The organism is Paenibacillus guangzhouensis (assembly GCF_009363075.1).
GTDB lineage: Bacteria > Bacillota > Bacilli > Paenibacillales > Paenibacillaceae > Paenibacillus_K > Paenibacillus_K guangzhouensis.
Window position 1 is genome coordinate 6,233,244 of sequence record NZ_CP045293.1, and the last position, 21,292, is coordinate 6,254,535.

Genomic DNA, 21,292 nt, shown 5'->3' on the forward strand with positions numbered 1-21,292 from the left:
AGGAGGATCAATCATGATTAACATTTATCCAGCAGAATCTCGTTACACGGCAGACCATGGATGGCTGAAGAGCAATTTCAGCTTCTCCTTTGCGGATCATTACGATCCGAGCAATCTGAACTTTGGCGCCATGCGCGTGCTGAATGACGATTTCGTCGCGCCGCAAGAAGGGTTCGGCATGCATCCGCACCGTGAGATGGAGATTGTATCCATCGTGCTGTCCGGCAAACTTGAGCATCGGGACAATTTAGGTAATCATGCGATCACTTCATTCGGTGAAATTCAGCGGATGTCGGCAGGAACAGGTATTTTTCACTCGGAATTCAATGCATCGAGCGATGAAACGTTGAATTTCTTGCAAATGTGGTTCATCCCTGGGGAGTCGAATCTGCAGCCGTCCTACGAGACGTCGGCATTCGATGTGAATCGCATGCGCAATCAATTATTGCCTGTCGTCTCTAGCAGCGGCGGAGAGAATGTGGCGAAGATTCATCAAGATATGACGATCTACTTGTCCGATCTGGATGCAGGACAGTCACTATCTCATGCGACGACGGCTGATCGCAAAACATTCGTCTTTGTCCTCGAAGGGGACGTCACCTTGAATGGTGAAGCGAAGCTGGGTAAGCGAGATTCAGCACGAATTGCCGACATCACAACGCTGCAGATTGAAGCAAGTCATGATGCGCGGTTCATGCTCATTGACTTGTGTGATCTGTAATACGCTATAAGTTCAGACGCGTTCTTAAACCGCTCGTCCTTTAGGATGGGCGGTTATTTGCCTTTCCATGCACGATTCGTCACGATGGCAAATTCGTTAACATATATCTGTGCATCTCCTTTGTATACTAGAAATACACCCATCACATTCCTCCTGAAGGGAGACGGTATATATGGAGACATTCGGCAGAGGTTGTCTGTATATTATTATTGGCTTCGTACTTATCTTCATTCTAGCCATATTCGTTGGGGGGATTACGATCCCTTGGTTTATTCTGATTCCGCTCATTATCTTCGCGTTCTGGATCGCAAGTCAGAAGAATAAATGACGCCGTGTATGTAGTAGGGAAACGAAAAAGAGCTCCAAGATGTCCTAACCATCAGACATCTCGGAGCTCTTAACTTATGATATGAGTTCTAGCTTTATTGGTTCGCGATCATTTGACGAAGTACCGTCTGCAGGATTCCGCCGTTATGGTAGTAATCCACGTCGACCATGCTGTCTAGACGTACCGTTGCCGCAAATTCGAAGCTGCTGCCATCTTCGCGCGTTGCGATAACTTGGACCGATTGTCCTGGCTGTACATCATTGGACAAGCCAAGAATATCGAAAGTCTCGCGGCCTGTAATGTTCAGCGTCTTCCAGCTCTGTCCGTCTTGGAATTGAAGAGGAAGAACGCCCATACCGACAAGGTTGCTGCGGTGGATCCGCTCGAAGCTTTCTGCGATAACCGCTTTGACGCCGAGGAGGAATGTTCCTTTGGCTGCCCAGTCACGGGAGCTTCCTGTACCGTATTCTTTACCTGCAATGACGACGAGGTTCTTACCTGCATCTTGATATTTCATCGAAGCATCATAGATCGACATCACTTCTTCGTTCGGCAAGTAAGTCGTTACGCCGCCCTCTGTACCCGGAGCCACTTGGTTACGGATACGGATGTTCGCGAACGTCCCGCGCATCATCACTTCATGGTTACCACGACGGGAACCGTAGGAGTTGAAGTCTTCTTTCTTCACGCCGTTCTCGATCAGGTATTGACCAGCGGGGCTGTCAACCTTGATGTTACCTGCAGGGGAGATATGGTCCGTTGTGACGGAATCACCCATGAGCGCAAGCACGTTCGCTTGCTTAATGTCTGCGATATCATTCAAGTTTGTGCCCAGGTTCGAGAAGAATGGCGGGTTCTGAATATAAGTCGATTTCTCATCCCACTCATACAATTCGCCTTGCGGCGCTGCGATTTGGTTCCAACGCTCGTTCTGTGTAAATACGTTTTCGTATTTATCGCGGAACATTTGCGGTGTTAATGCCGTTGCTACCGCTTCTTTGATTTCTTGCGATGTCGGCCAGATGTCTTTGAGGTACACCGGCTCATCGTTCTGATCATAGCCGATCGGATCATTCGCAAGGTCAATGTTCACCGTACCAGCTAGTGCATAAGCAACAACAAGCGGCGGGGAAGCAAGGTAGTTCGCTTTCACTTGAGCGTGAACGCGTCCTTCGAAGTTACGGTTACCGGATAATACCGCCGCTACCGTCATATCGTTATCCGCGATCGCTTGACCCACTTCATCAGGGAGTGGACCGGAGTTCCCGATACAAGTCGCGCAGCCATAACCTGCTACGTGGAAGCCAAGAGCCTCTAGGGATTCCAGTACGCCAGCTTTTTGCAAATATTCGGTTACCACGAGGGAACCAGGCGTCAAGCTGCTCTTCACATAACCAGGCTTCTTAAGTCCGCGTGCAACGGCTTTCTTCGCGACGAGACCTGCGCCTAACATAACGCTAGGGTTCGATGTGTTCGTACAGCTTGTAATCGCTGCGATCACGACTGCGCCAGCAGCCATTTCGCTCTTCTCGCCATTCGGATGGGAGACAGAAACGGATTGCGCGATTTTCTCGTCGGACAAGCCATAGCCGCCTTTATCGATTGGCGTGCGAATAATGCTGTTGAATGCTTCTTTCATGTTCGACAGCTCGACGCGGTCTTGCGGACGTTTTGGTCCAGCTAAGCTCGGTACGATCGATCCGAGATCAAGTTCAATCATATCGGAGAAGATTGGATCCGGCGTTGCGTCTGTACGGAACATGCCTTGTTCTTTATAGTAGCTTGCTACAAGCTCAATTTGCTCTTCCGAGCGGCCTGTACCGCGCATGTAGTTCAATGTCTCATCATCGACTGGGAAGAAGCCGATGGTTGCGCCGTATTCTGGTGCCATGTTGGCAACCGTCGCACGGTCTGCAAGGCTGATGTTGGATAAGCCTGGTCCGTAGAATTCTACGAATTTGCCGACAACGCCTTTCTTACGAAGCAATTGCGTAACGGTTAACGCAAGGTCTGTCGCCGTTGCGCCTTCTGCCAAGTTGCCTGTCAATTTGAAACCGATAACTTCTGGTGTAACGAAGTATAACGGTTGGCCAAGCATCCCAGCTTCTGCTTCAATACCGCCAACGCCCCAACCGACTACGCCAAGACCGTTGATCATGGTAGTGTGGGAGTCCGTTCCGACGAGGGAATCCGGATATACTTCTGTTACGCCGTCAACGTCTTTCGTTGCAGCAACGGATGCAAGGTACTCGAGGTTCACTTGGTGAACGATACCCGTGCCCGGAGGAACTGCGCGGAAATTGTTGAATGCCGTTTGCGCCCAGCGCAAGAAACGGTAACGCTCTTCATTGCGCTCGAACTCGACATTCATGTTGTACTCTAGCGCATCTTCTGATCCGAATGCATCGACCATAACCGAGTGGTCGATAACAAGATCAACCGGTACTAGCGGGTTGATTTGCTTTGGATCGCCGCCAGCTTTTTTGACCGTATCGCGCATTGCAGCGAGGTCAACGACAACCGGAACGCCAGTAAAGTCTTGCAATACAATACGTGCAGGAATGAACGGAATCTCTTTGTTCTCATCGCGGCCTTCCGCCCAGCTCGCGATTTGCTTCACATGTTCACTTGTAATGGCTCTGCCGTCGAATTGACGTACAGCTGCTTCCAACAACACTTTAATGGAGAATGGAAGCTTGTTAATGCTGCCGACACCTTGCTCTTCAAGACCCTGAAGACTGTAGTAGCGGTAGCTTTTCCCGTTCACTTGCAGGTCGCGGGCTACGGAGTAGTGATCCTTTTTGGACATGATGCTGCGCCTCCTAAATTATTCTCGAAGGAGTCTCCTTCGATCTAGAGTCCAATTTGAAATGCTGTTCGTTTCATCTAGTGAAACGCAATTTCAAATTAATGATTTACCTTAAGTATAACTGGATAACTTGTTGTCGTAAAGGGTTTTTTAACCGGAGGCCTTCTTGGATTATTTCAATAAAATATCGATAATTTCTGAAAATTTTACCATGAATCGATCATGAAAATGTTTACAATGGATGGAATATCACCACACCCCGCAAAGGCTTCTGAAGCGGTAGGAAGGAGACGTTGTTATGCCATTCCTGGATAAGCCTCGATTCAAGTCCATTCGTTATAAGCTGATATTCGGCTTCCTCATCGTGATGCTCCCACTGATTGCCTTCTTGCTGTACAACAATTTCTACGCGATTGAGGTGGTGCGAAGCCAAATCGCGAAGTCCTTCAGCAATCTGACGGCCTTATATATGGGACAGATTGATCGGAATTTAGAGGAACTCGATAAGTATCTCTACAATTTGTCAGCGCAGAATACAGACCTCCTCAGTCTCGAGTTTCCGGAAGACCGCGATCCCGATCAATATTATTTTGCGAAAATAAGGCTGTTCAACGCATTAACCGATGATATCGCGAATTACCCGCTGGCCGATATGTTCTTCGTCTATTCCGCCGCCAATGATGAATTGATCACAACGCCTTACCGTGGTACGGAGTACGCCGAGCATGAAGCGCGCAAGGCCGATGTGAACCGATTTTTCAATCAGGAACACTATGTATCGAAGCAGATCTCAAGACAATGGTTCGTTCGGCAAATCCATCAGACGTATTACCTTAGCCATATCGTGCCGGTTAGCGAAGGGGTGTTCATCGGGGCATGGGTGAGAGCGAGTAATCTCATGATGCCTATGAGCTTGATTGATCTGGGGGAGCAGGGAAGGACGGTACTGTCGACGAGCGAGGAACAGCCGATGTCTGATGCATCCTTTATCAGTCAGAATGGCATCGATCTTGCCTTGCACAATCAACCTTACAATATGACGGGCACGAAGGATCGTTATCTCGTCGTCGGAGATCGGTCGAGCAAAGGGGATTTTACGCTGCTCGCCTTAATTCCGGATCGTGTGATTCTTGAACAGCTGCCTTTTCTTCAACGGATGGGATCCGTTATCTCGATCGGGGCCGCGGTACTCATGATTGCTGTGCTGTTAGGTCTTCGGAAAGTCATCTTGCTTCCGATCAACCGCATAGTAACGGCGATGCGCCGGGTGCAGGACGGGAACCTCGACGTTCGCATTGCACAAGGCAGTGCGAGCATGGAATTTGAGCTGATGAATGCGACGTTCAACACGATGGCTTCCCAGATCAAAGAGCTCAAAATTCATGTCTACGAAGAGCAATTGAATCTGCAGCGCGCAGAGCTGCAATATTTGCATCTACAGATGAAACCGCACTTCTTCCTAAACGCGCTGAACATTATCTATAATCTGGCCGAAGTAAGGGATTACAGCTTAATTCAGGACATGTCCCGAAGTCTCGTCCAGCATTTCCGCTTCATGTTCCGCAGTAATCTCAGCTTGGTACTGCTCCAAGACGAGTTAGAGCATACTCGCAATTACCTGCATATCCAAGAGCTTCGTTTTCCCGGCCATGTCTCCTTTGAGATTGATTATCCCGAATCCTTCGTGCACGCTAGCGTACCGCCTTTAATCATTCAGACCTTCGTGGAGAACACCGTGAAGCATGCAGTCACATTGGATGAACCGCTGCTGATTCGCGTAAGGGTGGAACCTATTGCATCGAGTGAAGGAGAAGAGCAGTATATGAAAATCCTCATCGAAGATACCGGAGGCGGATTCCCTGCACAGGTGCTTGAGCAGCTGCAGCGAGGGGAGGACATGGGCCGTCGGGAGGGCGAGCATATCGGCGTCTGGAATGTCCAGCGAAGGCTGGGTTTGCTCTATCAAGGAAAGGCGAAGCTATTGTTCTATAACGGCTCAACATGCGGTGCGGTTGTGGAGATTCATCTCCCTGTACGGATACAAGCATAATTAGATGAAGGAGGTCAAAACCCATGTTTCAGGTTCTTATTGTGGATGACGAGCTGCATGCGGTAAAAGGGGTTGCTTCGGGGGTCGATTGGGCGCGGATTGGCGTGACGAAAATCCATCAAGCCTATAATATTCGGCAGGCTAAAGAGGTATTTGAGCAGCATCCCGTTGAGCTCATGGTCTGTGACATTGAGATGCCTCAAGGCAGCGGGCTAGAGCTTATGGCTTGGGTGAAGGAACGATACCCAGAGACGATCGTCGTATTCCTGACCTGTCATGCGGATTTTCAGTTCGCGCGCCAGGCGCTGCAGCTTGGAAGCTTCGATTATCTCTTGAAGCCGGTCAGGTACGCGGAGCTGGAGAGCGTGCTTGCGCGTGGGATTGAGCGATTGGAGAAGTTGAGAGCACAGTCGGTATTCAATCAGACATATCTTCACTATCAGCGATTATGGGAGTCGCATCAGCCGCTGCTGATCGAGCGGTTCTGGCTGCATTTGATTGGACGTGAAATTCCTTCCCACCCGGATCGTATTCAGGAGGTGCTCGTGAAGCAGGGCATTCCTTATCGGGCGGAACAACGCTTTATCCCCGTATTTATTCGGATACAACGTTGGCATAAGGAGCTGTCGCTGCGTGAAGAGAAGATCATGGCTTACGCCTTGCGCAGCACGCTGCAGGAAGCCGCTGCCGAGCATGGGGTGGACGGCATTTGCATTCAGGTGCAACGCGGCGAAGCTCTAGCAATTTTTGAACAAGAGAATTTGTCTTTGGACAAGGTGCGCGAAGCGATGCAACACTATGTTCGTTTCTGTACGCAATACTACTATTGCGACCTGTCCTGTTATGTTGGGGAACCCGCAACGATGCACCATATGACGGATCGCTACGAGCAGCTCGTGCTCCATGACGCAGAGAATGTCACGCGGATGAATGAAGTGTTCGTCACGGAGGAAGTAGTGAAGAAGCAGGATCTATGGGAGCTGCCGCGGATGGAGATGTGGTCCGAATATATGATGAGAGGAGAACGGGGCAAGCTGGAGGAGGAACTGCATTCTTATTTTGAATCGCTTAAGCAGGTTGATCATTTAGATGCTAAATTATTGAAGGATTTTTTCCATAACTTCCTACAGAGGGTTTATCACATGCTGCAAGTGAAGGGGCTCCAAGCTCACCCGATATTCGCGGATAAAGTGACGACGGAACGAACGCAGGCAGCGGTCCGGTCCATTTACCATTTGCAGCAGTGGACGGGGGATGTCCTGGCACGCGCATGGGAGCAGCTCGAGCTCATCGAACGCACCTCAACGGTCGTCGCGGAGGTGAAGCGGTATATACAAGATCATCTGGATCAGATGATCTCACGGGACGAACTGGCGCTGCGCGTCTATCTCAATCCAGATTATTTGACGCGCATCTTCAAGAAGGAGACCGGCCTGTCGATCTCCGACTACGTGCTGCAGGAGCGCATGAAAAAAGCGAAGCACCTGCTGATGCATACAGATATTCCCGTGAGCCAAATCGCCGCTTCGATTGGGTACGCGAATTTCTCCCATTTCTCGAAAATGTTCAAAAAAGTAACGGATACCAATCCGCAGCATTATCGGCGCCAAGTCAAATCGTAAGGTCGGAAGGAGCATAATAGAGGTCGGCATTGCGGTAGTTCGCGGGACCTGCGATCTCCTAAGATAGAACTACGACATGATTGAAAGGGGAGCGCAAGACATGCTTACATCCGCAATCAAGCCCGGCAAGTTAAGAGTTCTCGCGAGGTATTGGCCGTTATTCGTGATGGTGCTGCCGGGTCTACTCTACCTGCTCATTAACAACTATTTACCGATGTTCGGGATGATTATCGCATTCAAGGATTACAACTATGCCCGGGGGATTCTCGGGAGCGACTGGATCGGGTTCAAGAACTTTGAATACCTGTTCAAGACGGACGATGCCTTCATTATTACGCGAAATACGATTCTGTACAACGCGGCTTTCATTATTATCAATCTGGTCATCGCCGTCGGCGTCGCGATTCTGCTCAATGAAGTGAAGAACAAGATCTTCGCAAGGTTCTATCAGAGCGTCATTTTGATTCCATATCTCATCTCGATGGTCATCGTCGGTTATCTGGTGCTGGCGCTGCTTAGCGGTGAGAACGGCATGATGAACAAACAGATCCTGCCGATGCTCGGCATCGAGGCGATTCCTTGGTACAACGATCCAAAATACTGGCCTTATATTCTGACCCTCGTGAACATTTGGAAAAATGTCGGCTATCTCTGCGTCATCTATCTTGCGGCTGTCATTGGCATCGATCCCGAGTATTATGAAGCGGCCAGAATCGATGGCGCGAGCAAGATCCAACAGATTAAGAACATTACGATTCCGCTGATCATTCCTGTTATCTCGATCATGACCTTGCTCCAGATCGGGCGTATCTTCTACTCCGATTTCGGACTGTTCTATCAAGTGCCGCTGGATACAGGGGCGCTGGCGCCGACGACGAACGTCATCGATACGTATGTCTATCGTGCTTTGCTGAATTTAGGGGATTTCGGGATGTCCTCCGCTGCAGGGTTATATCAATCGCTCGTCGGATTTATCCTCGTCCTGGTCTCAAATTACGTGGTCAGCCGGCGTAATCGGGACAATGCCCTATTCTAATCGACGGATCAAGGAGGATGCCTAATGAAATCTCATCAACTAACCCAGTGGGTCGCCCATATTCTGTTCATTGCCGTGACGATCGGCTGCTTGTTTCCTTTCCTGCTCTTGATCATGACGTCGATTACCGACGAGAACACCTTGCTGCAGAAGGGATACTCCATTTTCCCAAGCAAAATAAGTCTGGATGCCTACGCATACTTATGGCGTGATTCATCCGCGATTGTCCGTGCCTACGCGATCACGATATTCGTGACGCTGGTTGGAACGGTGGCAGGGCTGCTTATTACGGCGCTGCTGGCCTATCCGCTTTCCCGCAAAGACATGCCGGCCCGAAACCCGCTCGCGTTCATCGTATTCTTCACGATGCTGTTCAATGGGGGACTTGTCCCAACCTATCTGGTCTACACCCAGCTGTTCGATATGAAAAACACCCTGCTCGCACTCATTCTTCCAGGGCTGCTGACGAACGGGTTCTTCATTCTATTGATGCGTACTTTCTTCGGCACATCGATTCCAACACCGATTATTGAATCCGCTTCCATGGATGGGGCGGGCGAGTTCCGCATCTTTTATCGGATCATTCTCCCGTTGTCACTGCCGATTCTAGCGACCGTGGGCCTTATGCAGACGATCATGTACTGGAATGATTGGTATAACGGGTTGATCTATATTACCGACAGCAAGCTGTTCAGCTTGCAGAACCTGTTGAACCGCATTCTGATGAATGCGCAGTTCTTGCAGAGCAATTCCGTAGGCAATCAGAACGTAGGGACGAGTATTCCGACGGAGACGGTACGAATGGCGATGGCGGTGATCGGCGTTGTTCCTCTGCTATGTGCGTATCCGTTTTTCCAGAAGTATTTTGTCAAAGGTCTCGTGATCGGCGCGATCAAAGGGTAGGAGAAGAGCTCTGGCTAAGCTCAGCTTCGGCTGATTGGCACATAGGTAGTGATGGATGTTCTAGTTCCATGAAAAAAGGGAGGTTTTCGCGAATGAGAACAAAGAGAATGACAGTGCAATGGCTGCTCGTGACCTTGGTGGGGTTATCGATGATGTTGGCGGGGTGCGGCAGCAGCAAAGACAATGGATCGGCTGGCGGCACAGAACAACAGTCTGGATCTAGTGAGAGCGGCGGCAGCGGTGCTTCGGACTTGAAGCCGTACGAGATTACGATTGCTTATGCGAACTTGGGTAACGCGAAGGACCTGCAAGAGGTGCAGGATGCGATCAGCAAGGTGACGCAGGCGAAGATCAATGCGACGGTCAAGCTGATGCCGATCGATTTCGCCGCATGGGCGCAGCAGACGAACCTGATGCTCGCGGGAAATGAGAAGCTCGATATTATGATGACGATGGGCTCGTTGAACTATAGTGGTCAGGTGGCGAAGGGGCAACTGCTGCCGTTGGATGAGATGCTGGATAAGTATGGCCAAGAGGTGAAGAAGGCGATCGCACCGGAGATTCTCAAGGCGACCATGATCGATGGTAAAACGTTTGGCTTGCCGAGCATTCGCGACTGGGCCGCGGATTTCGGCGTGATGATGCGCAAAGACCTGGTTGACAAATACAAGATCGATACGGCGTCTATTAAGTCATTGGACGATTTGGATGCAATCTTTAAGATCATTAAAGATAATGAGCCGACGGTGACGCCTGTGGTGCCATATTTGCAATCGACTGGGGTGCTCAGCATCTTCAGTACGGCGGATTTTGATACCCTAGGCGATACGTTCGGCGTGCTGCCGGACTATGATAACGGTCTGAAAGTCGTGAATATGTACGAACATCCGAAATATAAAGCGATGGTCGACATTGCGAGAAGATGGTACATGGCGGGCTACATCTCCAAGGACGTTGCGACGAATAAAAATGCAGCGAGCGCACTGATCAAGGCGGATAAGGCGTTCGCCTATATTGCCAACATGAAGCCGGGCTACGAGTCGAAGGAATCGCGAACGGCAGGGAAGGAGCTCGTGGGCGTGCGGCTCACGAAGCCGTTATCGTCGACGACCGGTGTTCAGACGGGGATGTTCAGTATTGTGAAGAACTCGCAGGATCCGGAGCGCGCGATGATGTTCTTGAACCTGCTCTACTCCGACAAAGAGCTCATCAACCTGATCGATTACGGCATCGAAAATAAACACTATGTGAAGAAGTCCGACAATGTGATCAACTATGCGCCGGGCGTGGATGCTGCGACAAGTGGCTACAACCCGAATCATGGCTGGCTGTTCGGCAACCAGTTCCTCTCGTATATCTGGGAGGGAGATCCGGAAGATCTGTGGGAGCAGACGGCAGCCTTTAATAAGTCAGCGACGTTCTCCAAGGCGATGGGCTTCAACTTCAACGTGGATCCGGTGAAGACGGAAGCGGCTGCGGCGAAGACGGTGGTCGACCAGTTCGCGATCGGCTTGATGTCGGGGACGCTAGACCCGGCGGAATACCTGCCGAAATTCAACGAGAAGCTGAAGGCGGCAGGATTAGATAAAATTATCGCAGAGAAACAGAAGCAATTGGATGCGTGGGCGGCGAGTCAAAATAAATAGACGAAGCGGGAGGCCCCTGTGTCGCACTTGGTGCGCATGGGGGCCTTTGCTGTGGGGTGGGGGTTCGCCGTGGCGTCCCGCGAACGGCAGAAATAACTGCCAAAAGCAGTTAAATAGCCCGCCATGCCCGCGAGCGGTCGAAATAACTGCCAAAAGGCAGTTAATACGCTCGCCACGCCCACGAACGGCTAAAATAACTGCAAAAAAGCAGTTAAATAGCTCGCGGCGCCCGCGACCGGCTGAAATAACTGCAAAAAAGCAGTTAAATAGCTCGCCGTACCCGCGAGTGGCCGAAATAACTGCAAAAAAGCAGTTAAATAGCTCGCTGTGCCTGCGAGTGGCTGAAATAACTGCAAAAAAGCAGTTAATATGCTCGCTACGCTTACGGAACGGCCGAAATAACTGCAAAAAAGCAGTTAAATAGCCCGCCACGCCCGTGAGTGGCTGAAATAACTGCAAAAAAGCAGTTAAATAGCCCGCCATACCCGCGAGTGGCTGAAATAACTGCCAAAAAGCAGTTAATTATGCCTGCCGCGCGTGTGAACTGCTGAAATAACTGCCAAAAGGCAGTTAATATGCTCGTGGCGCCCGCGAACGGCCGAAATAACTGCAAAAAAGCAGTTAATACGCTCGCCACGCCCACGAACGGCTAAAATAACTGCCAAAAGGCAGTTAAATAGCTCGCCGCGCCCGCGAACGGCCGAAATAACTGCTAAAAAGCAGTTATTTCGCTCCCACGCGCTCACCACCACGGTGTGCTCAATTGAAAAGCGGCACCTCGCACAATCGTAGCTCCAAAAAGGGGATGGATATGGGGTGAAGGAGCGATAGCGGCCGTAACCCCATATCCACCCATCCCCGTGCGCCAACGTTGCAGGCCGCGCCACTCTTTTGAGCACACCCAATCCCCCTCATATTTCCCCCAGCATGTCATATACTGAACCAACCTTGCTTACGGTAAAAATCTCTAGGGAGGTCATTTGGTATGCGAAAAGACTGGAAAAGCGCCCTGTATTCCTATGTGAATCAATTTAACCGGACAGAAGTCGATTATCGGCAGCCCGCAGATCAAGTCGTGGTGACAGATTTAGATCATGTAATGCGCAAAAGCACTCGCATGCATATGCTAAAGGAATGGTATCAAGCGCGGGAGTCAACGCCGCTTCGCAATGAGACGCGGACAAAGCTGCTGCGGACACGTGAAGGTGAAGGGGAGGTTGTCGTTGATCTGGAATTCCAGACGCGGCGAATCTATGAGAAACGCCACATCGCTCACGTCGAAGAACGATTAGAACAAGAGCGTATCACACTGAACAAGGATGGCGACATGTGGATCATTACCCGCATTGAGCAGAACATCCCCGAACGTCATCCCGAAGAACGAAGAACGGAGAAGGAGGAGATTGTGACTAACCCTGAACAGCAGACGTCCGAGCATATCCCATCCCTTCCTCTTCTAAATACGGATGTTCTCGGGATGCCCAAATCGTGGCGTGCGAAGCCTTATGCAAGGGAACGCGCGGTTCAATATGCAGATCAGTGGTGGAACGGAAATAACCCGGAATTTCTAGCCTTTGAAGTCGATTGCACGAATTATATTTCGCAGTGTCTCGTTGCAGGGGGTGGACCAATCCACTATACTGGTAAAAGAGAAACAGGCTGGTGGTACCGGGGCATGGTGAACAATCAGGAGGCTTGGAGTTACAGCTGGGCGGTCGCCAATGCGCTTAACAATTATTTGAATCATAGTGATTCGTATTTGCAAGCCGTTCCCGTTGAAAGGCCGACGGATTTACAGCTAGGCGATGTCATTAGTTATGACTGGGACGGCGATGGCCGCTTTCAGCATAGCGCAATCGTAACTGCGTTTGATGCTGGTGGGATGCCGCTGGTTAATGCACATACGACAAATAGCCGACATCGTTACTGGGATTACCGGGACTCTTATGCGTATACAGATCGTACACAATATCGTTTCTTTCATATTATGGATTATTTCTAATTTCTAAATGGTTTACAATGAAATAAAGGGCCTATGGGGCTACAAAACATGTTCTATTGCGGAGGAAAGTCATGAGCGGCATAAAGAAAACACGCGTAGGTCTTATCTACGGAGGCAAGTCAGGCGAGCACGAAGTATCTTTATCCACAGCATTTGCGGTGATGAAGGCATTTGATTATAGCAAATATGAGATCGTGCCTTTCTATATAACGAAAGACGGCGAATGGCGGAATGGTCCGGTCCTTCAAGCGCCGGTAGAGCATTCGGGATTATTGCAATATGAAGCGGATGAGAATAAACCGGCAGGTTCAGCAATCATGCCATTGTTCTCCGATGCAAGTCGGTCCGTAGCGAGCAGCAACAGTGCGCAGCACATTGACGTGATGTTCCCGCTGCTGCACGGTACATTTGGCGAAGACGGCACGATACAGGGGCTATTCGAGATTGCGAACGTGCCTTATGTTGGTGCAGGCGTTCTTGCATCTGCCGTAGGTATGGATAAGGTCATTATGAAGAAATTGTTCGCTCAAGCGGGTCTACCGCAATGTATGTATCGTTACTTCACGCGGAAGCAATGGGAGAAGGACCCAAGCTACCATACGATTGAGATCGAAGTATCGCTAGGCTATCCTTGCTTTATCAAACCTGCGAATCTAGGTTCCAGTGTCGGCATCTCCAAAGCGCGCAACCGCGAAGAGCTTGTCGCAGCGATTGAGCTGGCACTTCGCTATGACCGTAAAGTCATTGTGGAAGAGTTCATTGATGCGCGTGAGATCGAAGTTAGCGTTCTAGGCAACGAGGAACCAAGAGCTTCCGTCCCAGGCGAGATTACTTCTTCTAGTGAATTCTATGATTATCAGGCCAAATATACAGACGGGAATTCGTCGATGATGATCCCGGCGAACATCTCCCCAGAGCTGACGGAAGAGCTTCGTTCCCTAGCAATTCGCGCATTCCAAGCGATTGACGGCTCGGGATTGTCGCGAATCGACTTCTTCGTACAGAAACATGACAACCAGATCATGATCAACGAAGTGAACACGATGCCAGGCTTTACCCCATTTAGCATGTACCCGCTCATGTGGCGCGAGACAGGCGTCTCCTATCAGGAGCTGCTCGATACATTGATCCAGCTTGCGCTGGAGCGTTTCGAAGAGAAGCAGCAGATCGATTTTGGTAACAGCAAACCGCAGACCGTTGTCTAAGGTTAATGACGTAAAATAAACAGGATTTCAGCCATAGCAGGGAGGTTATTCGCTTCCCTGCTCTATTTTTAATGACTAGAGGAGGAAGGTTGAATGGGATTTCAGACAGAGTTTAATTCCGTATGCAAGTTCAAGTCGGAGCAAGAATTGTACGAGCTGTTAGAGTACGGCCGCGGCAAAATGGTGAAGAGCGGTTTCCGGGTGTTCCCGACAGGTCAGAAGGTTATCGCCTATACACCGGATAATCAAGCGATTGCGATCGTGAAGATCGTCGCATCCATCGCAGAGATCAACTTCCAAGGGGAAGAAGTGACTGAGGTGGAGATGGAGCTTATTCGTAAATTGACTGAAGAAGAAGCGCGTGTGCAGACGGCTCTCGCGTACGAGATGTTTTTTGGCGATCCCGATAAAAAGTAACGCATGATGGGCACACTTAGAAGTATCTGGATTTCAGGTAGGATAAGGAGGCCCATGTGTGAAAAAGGCAATGCACGTTCGGTTCGGCTATGTCGCGATGTCTACGGTAATCAAGAATGCATCGCCTTCACGAACGATGACCTACAAACAGTTCGAGAAGCTGGAGGACGTCCACGCAGGCTACCGCCGATTGGAACGAATTGCGGAAGAAAATCTGCATAACACGTTGCGTCTGCTGAAGCATAACCGAATGCACGATATTCATCTCTATCGGATGTCATCGAAGCTAATTCCCCTTGCGACTCACCAATCTTTGCAGGAATGGGATCCGTTCCCTTATCTGAAGCCGGCGTTTCAGGCGATCGGCGATTATGCGAAGCAAGCGGGGATGCGATTGTCTTTTCACCCCGATCATTTCACCGTATTTAGCACGCCACGCGAAGAGGTGCTCCGGAATTCGATTCGTGATCTAACACATCATGTGAAGATGCTGGATGCCATGGGGCTGGATGACTGCGCGAAGAATAATATCCATATTGGCGGAGCATACGGAGACAAGAAGACAGCAGGGGCAAGGTTTATCCATCAGTTCTCCAAGCTCGATTCGAGATTGAAGCGGCGCGTGACATTAGAGAACGATGATAAGACCTTTAATGCGCTAGAGACGCTGCAGATCAGTGAGAAGCTACGGCTGCCGATGGTGCTCGATATTCATCATCAGTGGGTGAATAATGAAGGTGAACGCCCTGAAGAACTATGGCCGCGCATCCATGCGACATGGCGTGAAGATCATGCCCTACTGCCGCCCAAAATTCACGTATCCAGCCCGAAGAGCGACAAGGACATCCGAGGCCATGCTGACTATGTCGAGAGTGCGCCGCTGTTGCATTTTTTGCGGAAGGTTGCGCCCATGACGACCCATCTGGATGTGATGATTGAAGCGAAGATGAAGGATGACGCGCTTTTTAGGCTCGTGGAGGATCTGAAGCTGTATGTGCATGATGGCGTTACAATCAAGGACCAAGCCAGTGTTGAAGTAGAGGGATAAATTGGGAAATTGACCATATAACGGCTGAAATACTTGAAATTCGCCTGTAAATAAGGTAATTTGGACAAAGGACTGGTTATTAGCGTGTGGCGTTCCATTCGGATGGACAAGCTAGCAATCGGTGAGAGGAGGAAAAGAAAGAAATGAGTCAATTATTAGCAGGTAAAAATATTGTAGTCATGGGTGTCGCTAACGATCGCAGTATCGCATGGGCGATTGCACAATCCTTAGCGGCGCAAGGTGCACGTCTAGCATTTACATATGAGAGTGAACGGGTGCAGGAGCGTGTGGCGAAGCTTGCATCAACAATTCCAGGTTCGATTCTGTTGCCGTGCAACGTAACAGTGGACGAGGAAATCGATACACTGGCAGCGCAACTTAAGGAAGCATTCGGCGTGCTTCACGGTGTTGTACATAGTATTGCATTTGCGAAGACGGAAGAGCTGGAAGGTATGTATGTAAATACATCCCGTGCTGGATTTGCGCTAGCACACGACATTAGCGCATACTCCCTTGTTGCGGTATCGCAACGTCTATATCCATTAATGACAGAGGGCGGCAGCATCATGACGATGACATACCTTGGTGCTGAACGCGCAATGAAGAACTACAACGTCATGGGTGTCGCGAAGGCAGCGCTTGAAGCGTCTGTACGTTACCTTGCAAGCGACCTCGGTCAATACAACATTCGCGTGAACGCTGTATCAGCGGGCCCAATTCGTACCCTTGCTGCGAAAGGGATCAAAGATTTCAACTCGATTCTGCGTGAAGTGGAAGAGAAAGCTCCGCTTCGTCGTACGACAGAAACGGCTGAAGTTGGCGATACGGCGATGTTCCTACTGAGCCCGTTATCCCGCGGAATTACAGGCGAAGTCATCTATGTAGATGGTGGATTCCATATCGTAGGCGTCTAACGTCATCGAAGTTCGAAAGTTCGTTTCTGCAATATAGCGCCGCGAAGACGCTGAGGAGAAACGGACTTTTTTGCTACTTAGGCTGCAAGCCATTTATATATAGATTCCCGGAGATGTGCATGAGTTGGTTTTTATACGCATATCGTAATCGTGACGAAACTTGCTGATCCCTTGAGCGTATAATTTGTATATGTATAGGAGATTCAATAGGAAAGTAGAGTGATAGCCTTGAATCAAACGAACCAAGAGCCTTATGTGGTTAGCAGTAAGAGCTTTACCGCCGTTGCCATCAATTGCGCTGCGAAGGCTGGCGAATGGATTAAGAGCAAACTAGGAAACTATGAAAAATTAGATATAAAAGTCTCATCGCATGATTTAGTGACCGAAGTGGATAAAGGCGCAGAAAAACTCATTCGCCGCTTAATCATGACACATTTCCCCGATCATTCCTTCCTTGGCGAAGAGAGTACAGGCATTGGAGCGGAAGCGGCCGCCTCTGCACTTGACCAGGTGAAGCAATCGGATTATCTATGGATCGTGGACCCGATCGACGGCACAACCAATTTCGTGCACGGATTACCGTTGTATTCGGTCTCGATTGCCCTTGCGCATAAAGGAGAGATCATCGTCGGCGTGATTTATGATCCGGCACGGGATGAGCTATTCGTCGCAGAGAAAGGCAAAGGCGCGTACGTCCATGGCGTGCGTATGAAGACATCGAAGGAAGAGAAGCTTGAGAGCAGCTTGATCGCGACAGGCTTCCCGACTGATCAGACGGTATTGCTGCCGCTGAACTTGGCTGGCATTCAAGCCGTCGCGCCACGTGTTCGCAATATCCGGACGATTGGATCTGCGGCGCTGAGTCTCGCTTATGTGGCGACAGGGCGTTTGAGCGGATTCTGGGAGCTGAATCTGAACGCTTGGGATCTGGCAGCCGGGGTGCTGTTGATTCAAGAATCCGGCGGTAAGGTAACGGATACAGCGGGCAACCCGTACCATCTCGGCGTACGCCATGTCTTGGCAAGTAACGGCCATATTCATGACGAATTGCAGCAGGTGCTGGCAGAGGCTAATGTAACGGGGTTAGATCGTTAATTTTGCACATCGATTGAGCTAGGCTGGTGAAGACTATATGCGTAGTAAGTTACAGTACAACGCATATTTTGCAGACAAAGGAAGGGTTCGAAAGACATGGATAAACAACGTGATAATCAAGCGGCTCATACGCTGGAGCAGCAGTTGAGCGACATGTTGACCGAAGGCGAGATGGAGACCGTCGACCGCAAGGCGCAAGAACGGGCTCAGATCTCGCCAAAGTACGAAATCCGAATTCAGACGGAGCTAGACCCCATTCGCGAAGAGACGAAGAAGTTCCGCAGCATGGCGAAGGAAGTTGACGGTCGCTATGACCGATATGTGAAAGATGAGAAATAGCAGTCAGAAGAGAGCAAGGAGACGCATGTTTCTTTGCTCTTTTTGTCCGTGAAGTCACTTAGGCTTGGGAGAGGAGATATGGAGATGAACATTGAACAACAACCTGTTGTATCCATACGGGATTTATATATGGCTTATGGCACCAAAACCGTACTTACGAGCATTGATTTGGATGTCTATCCAGGGCAGATCATTGGATATATCGGGCCCAACGGGGCAGGGAAGAGTACGACAGTCAAGATTATGCTTGGTTTGGTGACCGGTTATTTGGGTGAAATTCAGCTGTTCGGTCAGGATATCGCGAAGGGAGACCTGCAGTATCGGAATCGGATCGGTTACGTGCCTGAAGTCGTAGATATCTATGATAATCTAACGGCAAGCGAATATTTAACGTTTATTGGGGAGTTATACGGGATGACTTGGGATCATGCGAACCGGAAGGCGCGCAGGTTGATGGAGCAGTTCGGTTTAGGAGCGGACGTCTTTAACAAGCCGATCGCATCGTATTCCAAAGGCATGAAGCAGAAGGTGATGCTCATCTCCAGTCTGCTGCACAACCCGGATTTATTGTTCTTGGACGAGCCGCTCAGCGGATTGGATGCCAACAGTGTCATGGTCGTCAAAGAAATTCTAGCGCAGCTCGCGGCACAGGGGAAGACAATATTCTATTCTTCGCACATTATGGACGTCGTTGAGAAGATCAGCCACCGAATTGTACTGCTCAATGGCGGGCGTATTGTAGCCGATGGGACATTTGATGAGTTGAAGGAACGTAATCACGAAGGAACCTTGGAAGAAATCTTCAATGAACTGACAGGCTTTCACGAGCATAAGGTGATTGCTGAGGATTTCGTATCCATTGTGCAAGAGGTATAGCGATGCGGGAATTCAGAGTATTACAGATCTTAGATCGTTGCCGAGGCTATTTCACGAAGTTGGGCGTTGATTACGATGTCATGCGCAAAATTCTACAGGTGAAGCTCTTGATGGATCGTCGGCGGGTTCCGACGGTGCTCACGATGATGTCGAAGAAGAAGAAGCAGGACGATATGCTGACGGAGACGAACTATTTTGGCAAATCGTTATTTGTATATGGCTTTATCGGATGCTTGATGGTTCCGTTCCTGATGCTCGGCAGCCAGCCGATGGTTCAGATGAGTATTATCTTCAGCATGATGATGTTCATGATGACCTCTTCGATGATCTCCGATTTCTCTTCGGTGCTGCTTGATGTACGGGATAAGTCTATACTCAGTACCAAAGCGGTTCACCCTAGGACGATCAGCATGGCGAAGGCGCTACATATTGTCAATTATCTTGTGATTATTACAACCGTATTGATGGCGCCGGTGTGGGTCGTGTCAATTATCCGGTATGGGATCGTCTTTGGTTTGATTTTTCTCGTGGAGATCATTCTGCTGGATTTGTTGATTCTTGTACTGACTGCACTTGTTTATTTCGGGGTGCTGCGGATTTTCGATGGCGAGAAGCTGAAGGATATGATCAATTATGTGCAAATCGGTCTGTCTATCGGACTTGTCATCGGCTATCAGATTGTAATTCGCTCCTTCGATCTGATGCAAATTGATTTCGATTGGGTGCCGGCATGGTGGAACTTACTGCTTCCGCCAATATGGTATGCAGCGCCTTTCGCTCTGCTTACAGGGATGACAAATCCGTATGTGATCGCGATGACGGTGCTTGCTGTATGTGCCCCGATCCTTGCGGTAGCGGTCTATATCCGCAGTCTGCCGAAGTTCGAGCAGCACTTAATGAAGTTAACTTACCAAGGGGGAGATGGAAAAGTCGCCGAGCGTCGAGGTTTGCATGTTCTGGCGAAGGTGTTGTGTACGTCGCGGGAAGAACAGGCTTTCTTCCGATTCGTGATGCGCATGATCGGGAGCGAGCGGGAGTTCAAGCTCAAAGTCTATCCGTCGCTCGGGGTCGCCTTTATTCTGCCATTTGTCTTGCTCTTCAATACGCTGCGGAGCGGGGGGCTCGCGGAATTAAGCTCGAGTTCGATGTACTACACGATCTATTTCTGCTTGATGGTCATTCCGACCTGTATCGCGATGGCGAAGTTCTCAGGTCGGCACAAGGGTGCATGGATCTATCATGTGGCCCCGGTTCAAGATGTCTCCGCATTCCACCGGGCTCTAACCAAAGTGGTCTTGCTCCGTATGTTCATCCCTGTGTTCCTGATCCAAGCGCTTGTCTTCATTGCGTTGTTCGGAAGCCATATTGTTCCGGACCTCTTCGTCGTCGTTCTGAGCGCGATCGTCTATACGAGCTTGTGTTACAAGTTCATGACGAAGTCGCTGCCGTTCTCGGAACCTATCGCAGAATCCCAGCAAGCCACAGGGTGGGGGATCATGCCGTATCTGCTCATGATCGCGCCATTCACCGCCATTCATTATGGCAGTACGATGCTGGCATATGGGCAGTATATCTATTTGGCCGCGCTTATTGCGGTCTGCCTCTGGATCTGGACGGGGGGAAGAAGCAAGGGAAGACAGGTCAATATTAACGCATAGCGTAAATAAAAAAGGCACGCCTTCATCGGTTTTGATGAAGTGAAGTGCCTTTTTCTATGTGGATCATGAATTTAGAAAAATATGGGTTTACAATTATTTGTCTTATGAGTAGAATTCTTACTAGTAAGATAATTTTATGAACGCACAGAAAGAAGGTGGACCGCATCCAGAAGCAAGATATTCATCAAATTTACAGCATGTACAGCGTTCTTGTACGGCGATGGATGACGGATTGGAATAAGAATGCCATGTTGAACGTACCCCATACGCATTTTATGGCGCTTGAAATATTGGATGCGGAAGGGCCTCAACGTGCAACGGTACTCGCGAATACACTTGCGATAACGTCAGGCGGTGTCACTGTGATGACCGACAAGCTCGTGAAGAATGGACTGGTGAAGCGGTTGACGAAGGAGGATGATCGCCGCGTCGTCATGCTTGAGATTACGGAGAAGGGCAGAGAGGTATTGTCTGAACTGCAGGAGCAGCGCACCGTAATGATCGATCAACTGATGCAAGATTTGACGGAAGCGGAAGTACGGGAATTGCTTCGCATTTATAAAAAACTGTTGGATACACAGAAGGATTAGCGATAGCGAATCACTCGGGTATAGCAGCAATGC

At 49.7% G+C, this 21,292-nt stretch carries 18 protein-coding genes; 17 read left to right on the forward strand and 1 reads right to left on the reverse strand.

Annotated features, from left to right (window positions below):
• The first annotated feature begins 13 nt into the window (after positions 1–13).
• Positions 14–721 (forward strand): pirin family protein, encoded by a 708-nt coding sequence (locus GCU39_RS28050; protein WP_152396490.1) that lies wholly within the window; start codon positions 14–16, stop codon positions 719–721.
• Between the two features lie 172 nt (positions 722–893).
• Positions 894–1,049 carry a hypothetical protein gene (locus GCU39_RS31685; protein WP_018754897.1) on the forward strand — a complete coding sequence of 52 codons (156 nt, stop codon included), beginning with the start codon at positions 894–896 and terminating at the stop codon, positions 1,047–1,049.
• Between the two features lie 94 nt (positions 1,050–1,143).
• Here the strand turns inward: GCU39_RS31685 and acnA are convergent, their stop codons facing one another.
• The gene (gene acnA / locus GCU39_RS28055) at positions 1,144–3,858 is read right to left on the reverse strand and encodes an aconitate hydratase AcnA (RefSeq protein WP_152396491.1); all 2,715 of its coding nucleotides are present in this window, start codon (positions 3,856–3,858) and stop codon (positions 1,144–1,146) included.
• A gap of 298 nt (positions 3,859–4,156) precedes the next feature.
• Between acnA and GCU39_RS28060 the strand changes: the two genes are divergently transcribed.
• From GCU39_RS28060 to GCU39_RS28130, 15 genes are all read left to right on the forward strand, one after another.
• Positions 4,157–5,908, forward strand: a complete 1,752-nt coding sequence (locus tag GCU39_RS28060) for a sensor histidine kinase (RefSeq protein ID WP_152396492.1) — start codon at positions 4,157–4,159, stop codon at positions 5,906–5,908.
• Between the two features lie 23 nt (positions 5,909–5,931).
• Positions 5,932–7,530 (forward strand): helix-turn-helix domain-containing protein, encoded by a 1,599-nt coding sequence (locus GCU39_RS28065; RefSeq protein WP_152396493.1) that lies wholly within the window; start codon positions 5,932–5,934, stop codon positions 7,528–7,530.
• A gap of 100 nt (positions 7,531–7,630) precedes the next feature.
• Positions 7,631–8,566, forward strand: a complete 936-nt coding sequence (locus GCU39_RS28070; protein ID WP_227793363.1) for an ABC transporter permease — start codon at positions 7,631–7,633, stop codon at positions 8,564–8,566.
• A 24-nt stretch (positions 8,567–8,590) separates the two neighbouring features.
• Positions 8,591–9,469: a carbohydrate ABC transporter permease gene (locus GCU39_RS28075; protein WP_152396494.1), complete on the forward strand. Its 879-nt coding sequence runs from the start codon at positions 8,591–8,593 to the stop codon at positions 9,467–9,469.
• Between the two features lie 92 nt (positions 9,470–9,561).
• Positions 9,562–11,115 (forward strand): ABC transporter substrate-binding protein, encoded by a 1,554-nt coding sequence (locus GCU39_RS28080; protein WP_193726661.1) that lies wholly within the window; start codon positions 9,562–9,564, stop codon positions 11,113–11,115.
• 985 nt (positions 11,116–12,100) lie between these two features.
• Positions 12,101–13,117, forward strand: a complete 1,017-nt coding sequence (locus GCU39_RS28085) for an amidase domain-containing protein (protein ID WP_152396496.1) — start codon at positions 12,101–12,103, stop codon at positions 13,115–13,117.
• A gap of 71 nt (positions 13,118–13,188) precedes the next feature.
• A complete protein-coding gene (locus GCU39_RS28090; protein WP_152396497.1) occupies positions 13,189–14,322 on the forward strand; it encodes a D-alanine--D-alanine ligase in 1,134 nt (377 codons plus the stop codon).
• Positions 14,323–14,415: 93 nt separating this feature from the next.
• Positions 14,416–14,739, forward strand: coding sequence for a hypothetical protein (locus GCU39_RS28095; protein WP_152396498.1), 324 nt, complete (start codon positions 14,416–14,418; stop codon positions 14,737–14,739).
• A 70-nt stretch (positions 14,740–14,809) separates the two neighbouring features.
• Positions 14,810–15,787: a UV DNA damage repair endonuclease UvsE gene (gene uvsE, locus GCU39_RS28100; RefSeq protein WP_152397470.1), complete on the forward strand. Its 978-nt coding sequence runs from the start codon at positions 14,810–14,812 to the stop codon at positions 15,785–15,787.
• Positions 15,788–15,930: 143 nt separating this feature from the next.
• Positions 15,931–16,701 (forward strand): enoyl-ACP reductase FabI, encoded by a 771-nt coding sequence (gene fabI / locus GCU39_RS28105; RefSeq protein WP_152396499.1) that lies wholly within the window; start codon positions 15,931–15,933, stop codon positions 16,699–16,701.
• Positions 16,702–16,929: 228 nt separating this feature from the next.
• Entirely contained in the window at positions 16,930–17,796 is an 867-nt protein-coding gene (locus tag GCU39_RS28110) for an inositol monophosphatase family protein (RefSeq protein WP_152396500.1), read from the forward strand.
• A 96-nt stretch (positions 17,797–17,892) separates the two neighbouring features.
• On the forward strand, positions 17,893–18,135 hold the full coding sequence (locus GCU39_RS28115) for a hypothetical protein (protein WP_152396501.1): 243 nt from the start codon (positions 17,893–17,895) through the stop codon (positions 18,133–18,135).
• An 84-nt stretch (positions 18,136–18,219) separates the two neighbouring features.
• Entirely contained in the window at positions 18,220–19,011 is a 792-nt protein-coding gene (locus GCU39_RS28120; protein ID WP_152396502.1) for an ABC transporter ATP-binding protein, read from the forward strand.
• 2 nt (positions 19,012–19,013) lie between these two features.
• Entirely contained in the window at positions 19,014–20,669 is a 1,656-nt protein-coding gene (locus tag GCU39_RS28125; protein ID WP_152396503.1) for a hypothetical protein, read from the forward strand.
• A 155-nt stretch (positions 20,670–20,824) separates the two neighbouring features.
• The gene (locus GCU39_RS28130) at positions 20,825–21,259 is read left to right on the forward strand and encodes a MarR family winged helix-turn-helix transcriptional regulator (protein ID WP_152396504.1); all 435 of its coding nucleotides are present in this window, start codon (positions 20,825–20,827) and stop codon (positions 21,257–21,259) included.
• Positions 21,260–21,292 lie beyond the last annotated feature (33 nt).

What these genes read in the sequence shown, in the direction of transcription:
- GCU39_RS28050 (WP_152396490.1), top strand. Translation starts at nt 14, where the DNA reads ATGATTAACATTTATCCAGCAGAATCTCGTTACACGGCAGACCATGGA.
- GCU39_RS31685 (WP_018754897.1), top strand. Translation starts at nt 894, where the DNA reads ATGGAGACATTCGGCAGAGGTTGTCTGTATATTATTATTGGCTTCGTA.
- acnA (WP_152396491.1), bottom strand. Translation starts at nt 3,858, where the DNA reads ATGTCCAAAAAGGATCACTACTCCGTAGCCCGCGACCTGCAAGTGAAC.
- GCU39_RS28060 (WP_152396492.1), top strand. Translation starts at nt 4,157, where the DNA reads ATGCCATTCCTGGATAAGCCTCGATTCAAGTCCATTCGTTATAAGCTG.
- GCU39_RS28065 (WP_152396493.1), top strand. Translation starts at nt 5,932, where the DNA reads ATGTTTCAGGTTCTTATTGTGGATGACGAGCTGCATGCGGTAAAAGGG.
- GCU39_RS28070 (WP_227793363.1), top strand. Translation starts at nt 7,631, where the DNA reads ATGCTTACATCCGCAATCAAGCCCGGCAAGTTAAGAGTTCTCGCGAGG.
- GCU39_RS28075 (WP_152396494.1), top strand. Translation starts at nt 8,591, where the DNA reads ATGAAATCTCATCAACTAACCCAGTGGGTCGCCCATATTCTGTTCATT.
- GCU39_RS28080 (WP_193726661.1), top strand. Translation starts at nt 9,562, where the DNA reads ATGAGAACAAAGAGAATGACAGTGCAATGGCTGCTCGTGACCTTGGTG.
- GCU39_RS28085 (WP_152396496.1), top strand. Translation starts at nt 12,101, where the DNA reads ATGCGAAAAGACTGGAAAAGCGCCCTGTATTCCTATGTGAATCAATTT.
- GCU39_RS28090 (WP_152396497.1), top strand. Translation starts at nt 13,189, where the DNA reads ATGAGCGGCATAAAGAAAACACGCGTAGGTCTTATCTACGGAGGCAAG.
- GCU39_RS28095 (WP_152396498.1), top strand. Translation starts at nt 14,416, where the DNA reads ATGGGATTTCAGACAGAGTTTAATTCCGTATGCAAGTTCAAGTCGGAG.
- uvsE (WP_152397470.1), top strand. Translation starts at nt 14,810, where the DNA reads ATGCACGTTCGGTTCGGCTATGTCGCGATGTCTACGGTAATCAAGAAT.
- fabI (WP_152396499.1), top strand. Translation starts at nt 15,931, where the DNA reads ATGAGTCAATTATTAGCAGGTAAAAATATTGTAGTCATGGGTGTCGCT.
- GCU39_RS28115 (WP_152396501.1), top strand. Translation starts at nt 17,893, where the DNA reads ATGGATAAACAACGTGATAATCAAGCGGCTCATACGCTGGAGCAGCAG.
- GCU39_RS28120 (WP_152396502.1), top strand. Translation starts at nt 18,220, where the DNA reads ATGAACATTGAACAACAACCTGTTGTATCCATACGGGATTTATATATG.
- GCU39_RS28125 (WP_152396503.1), top strand. Translation starts at nt 19,014, where the DNA reads ATGCGGGAATTCAGAGTATTACAGATCTTAGATCGTTGCCGAGGCTAT.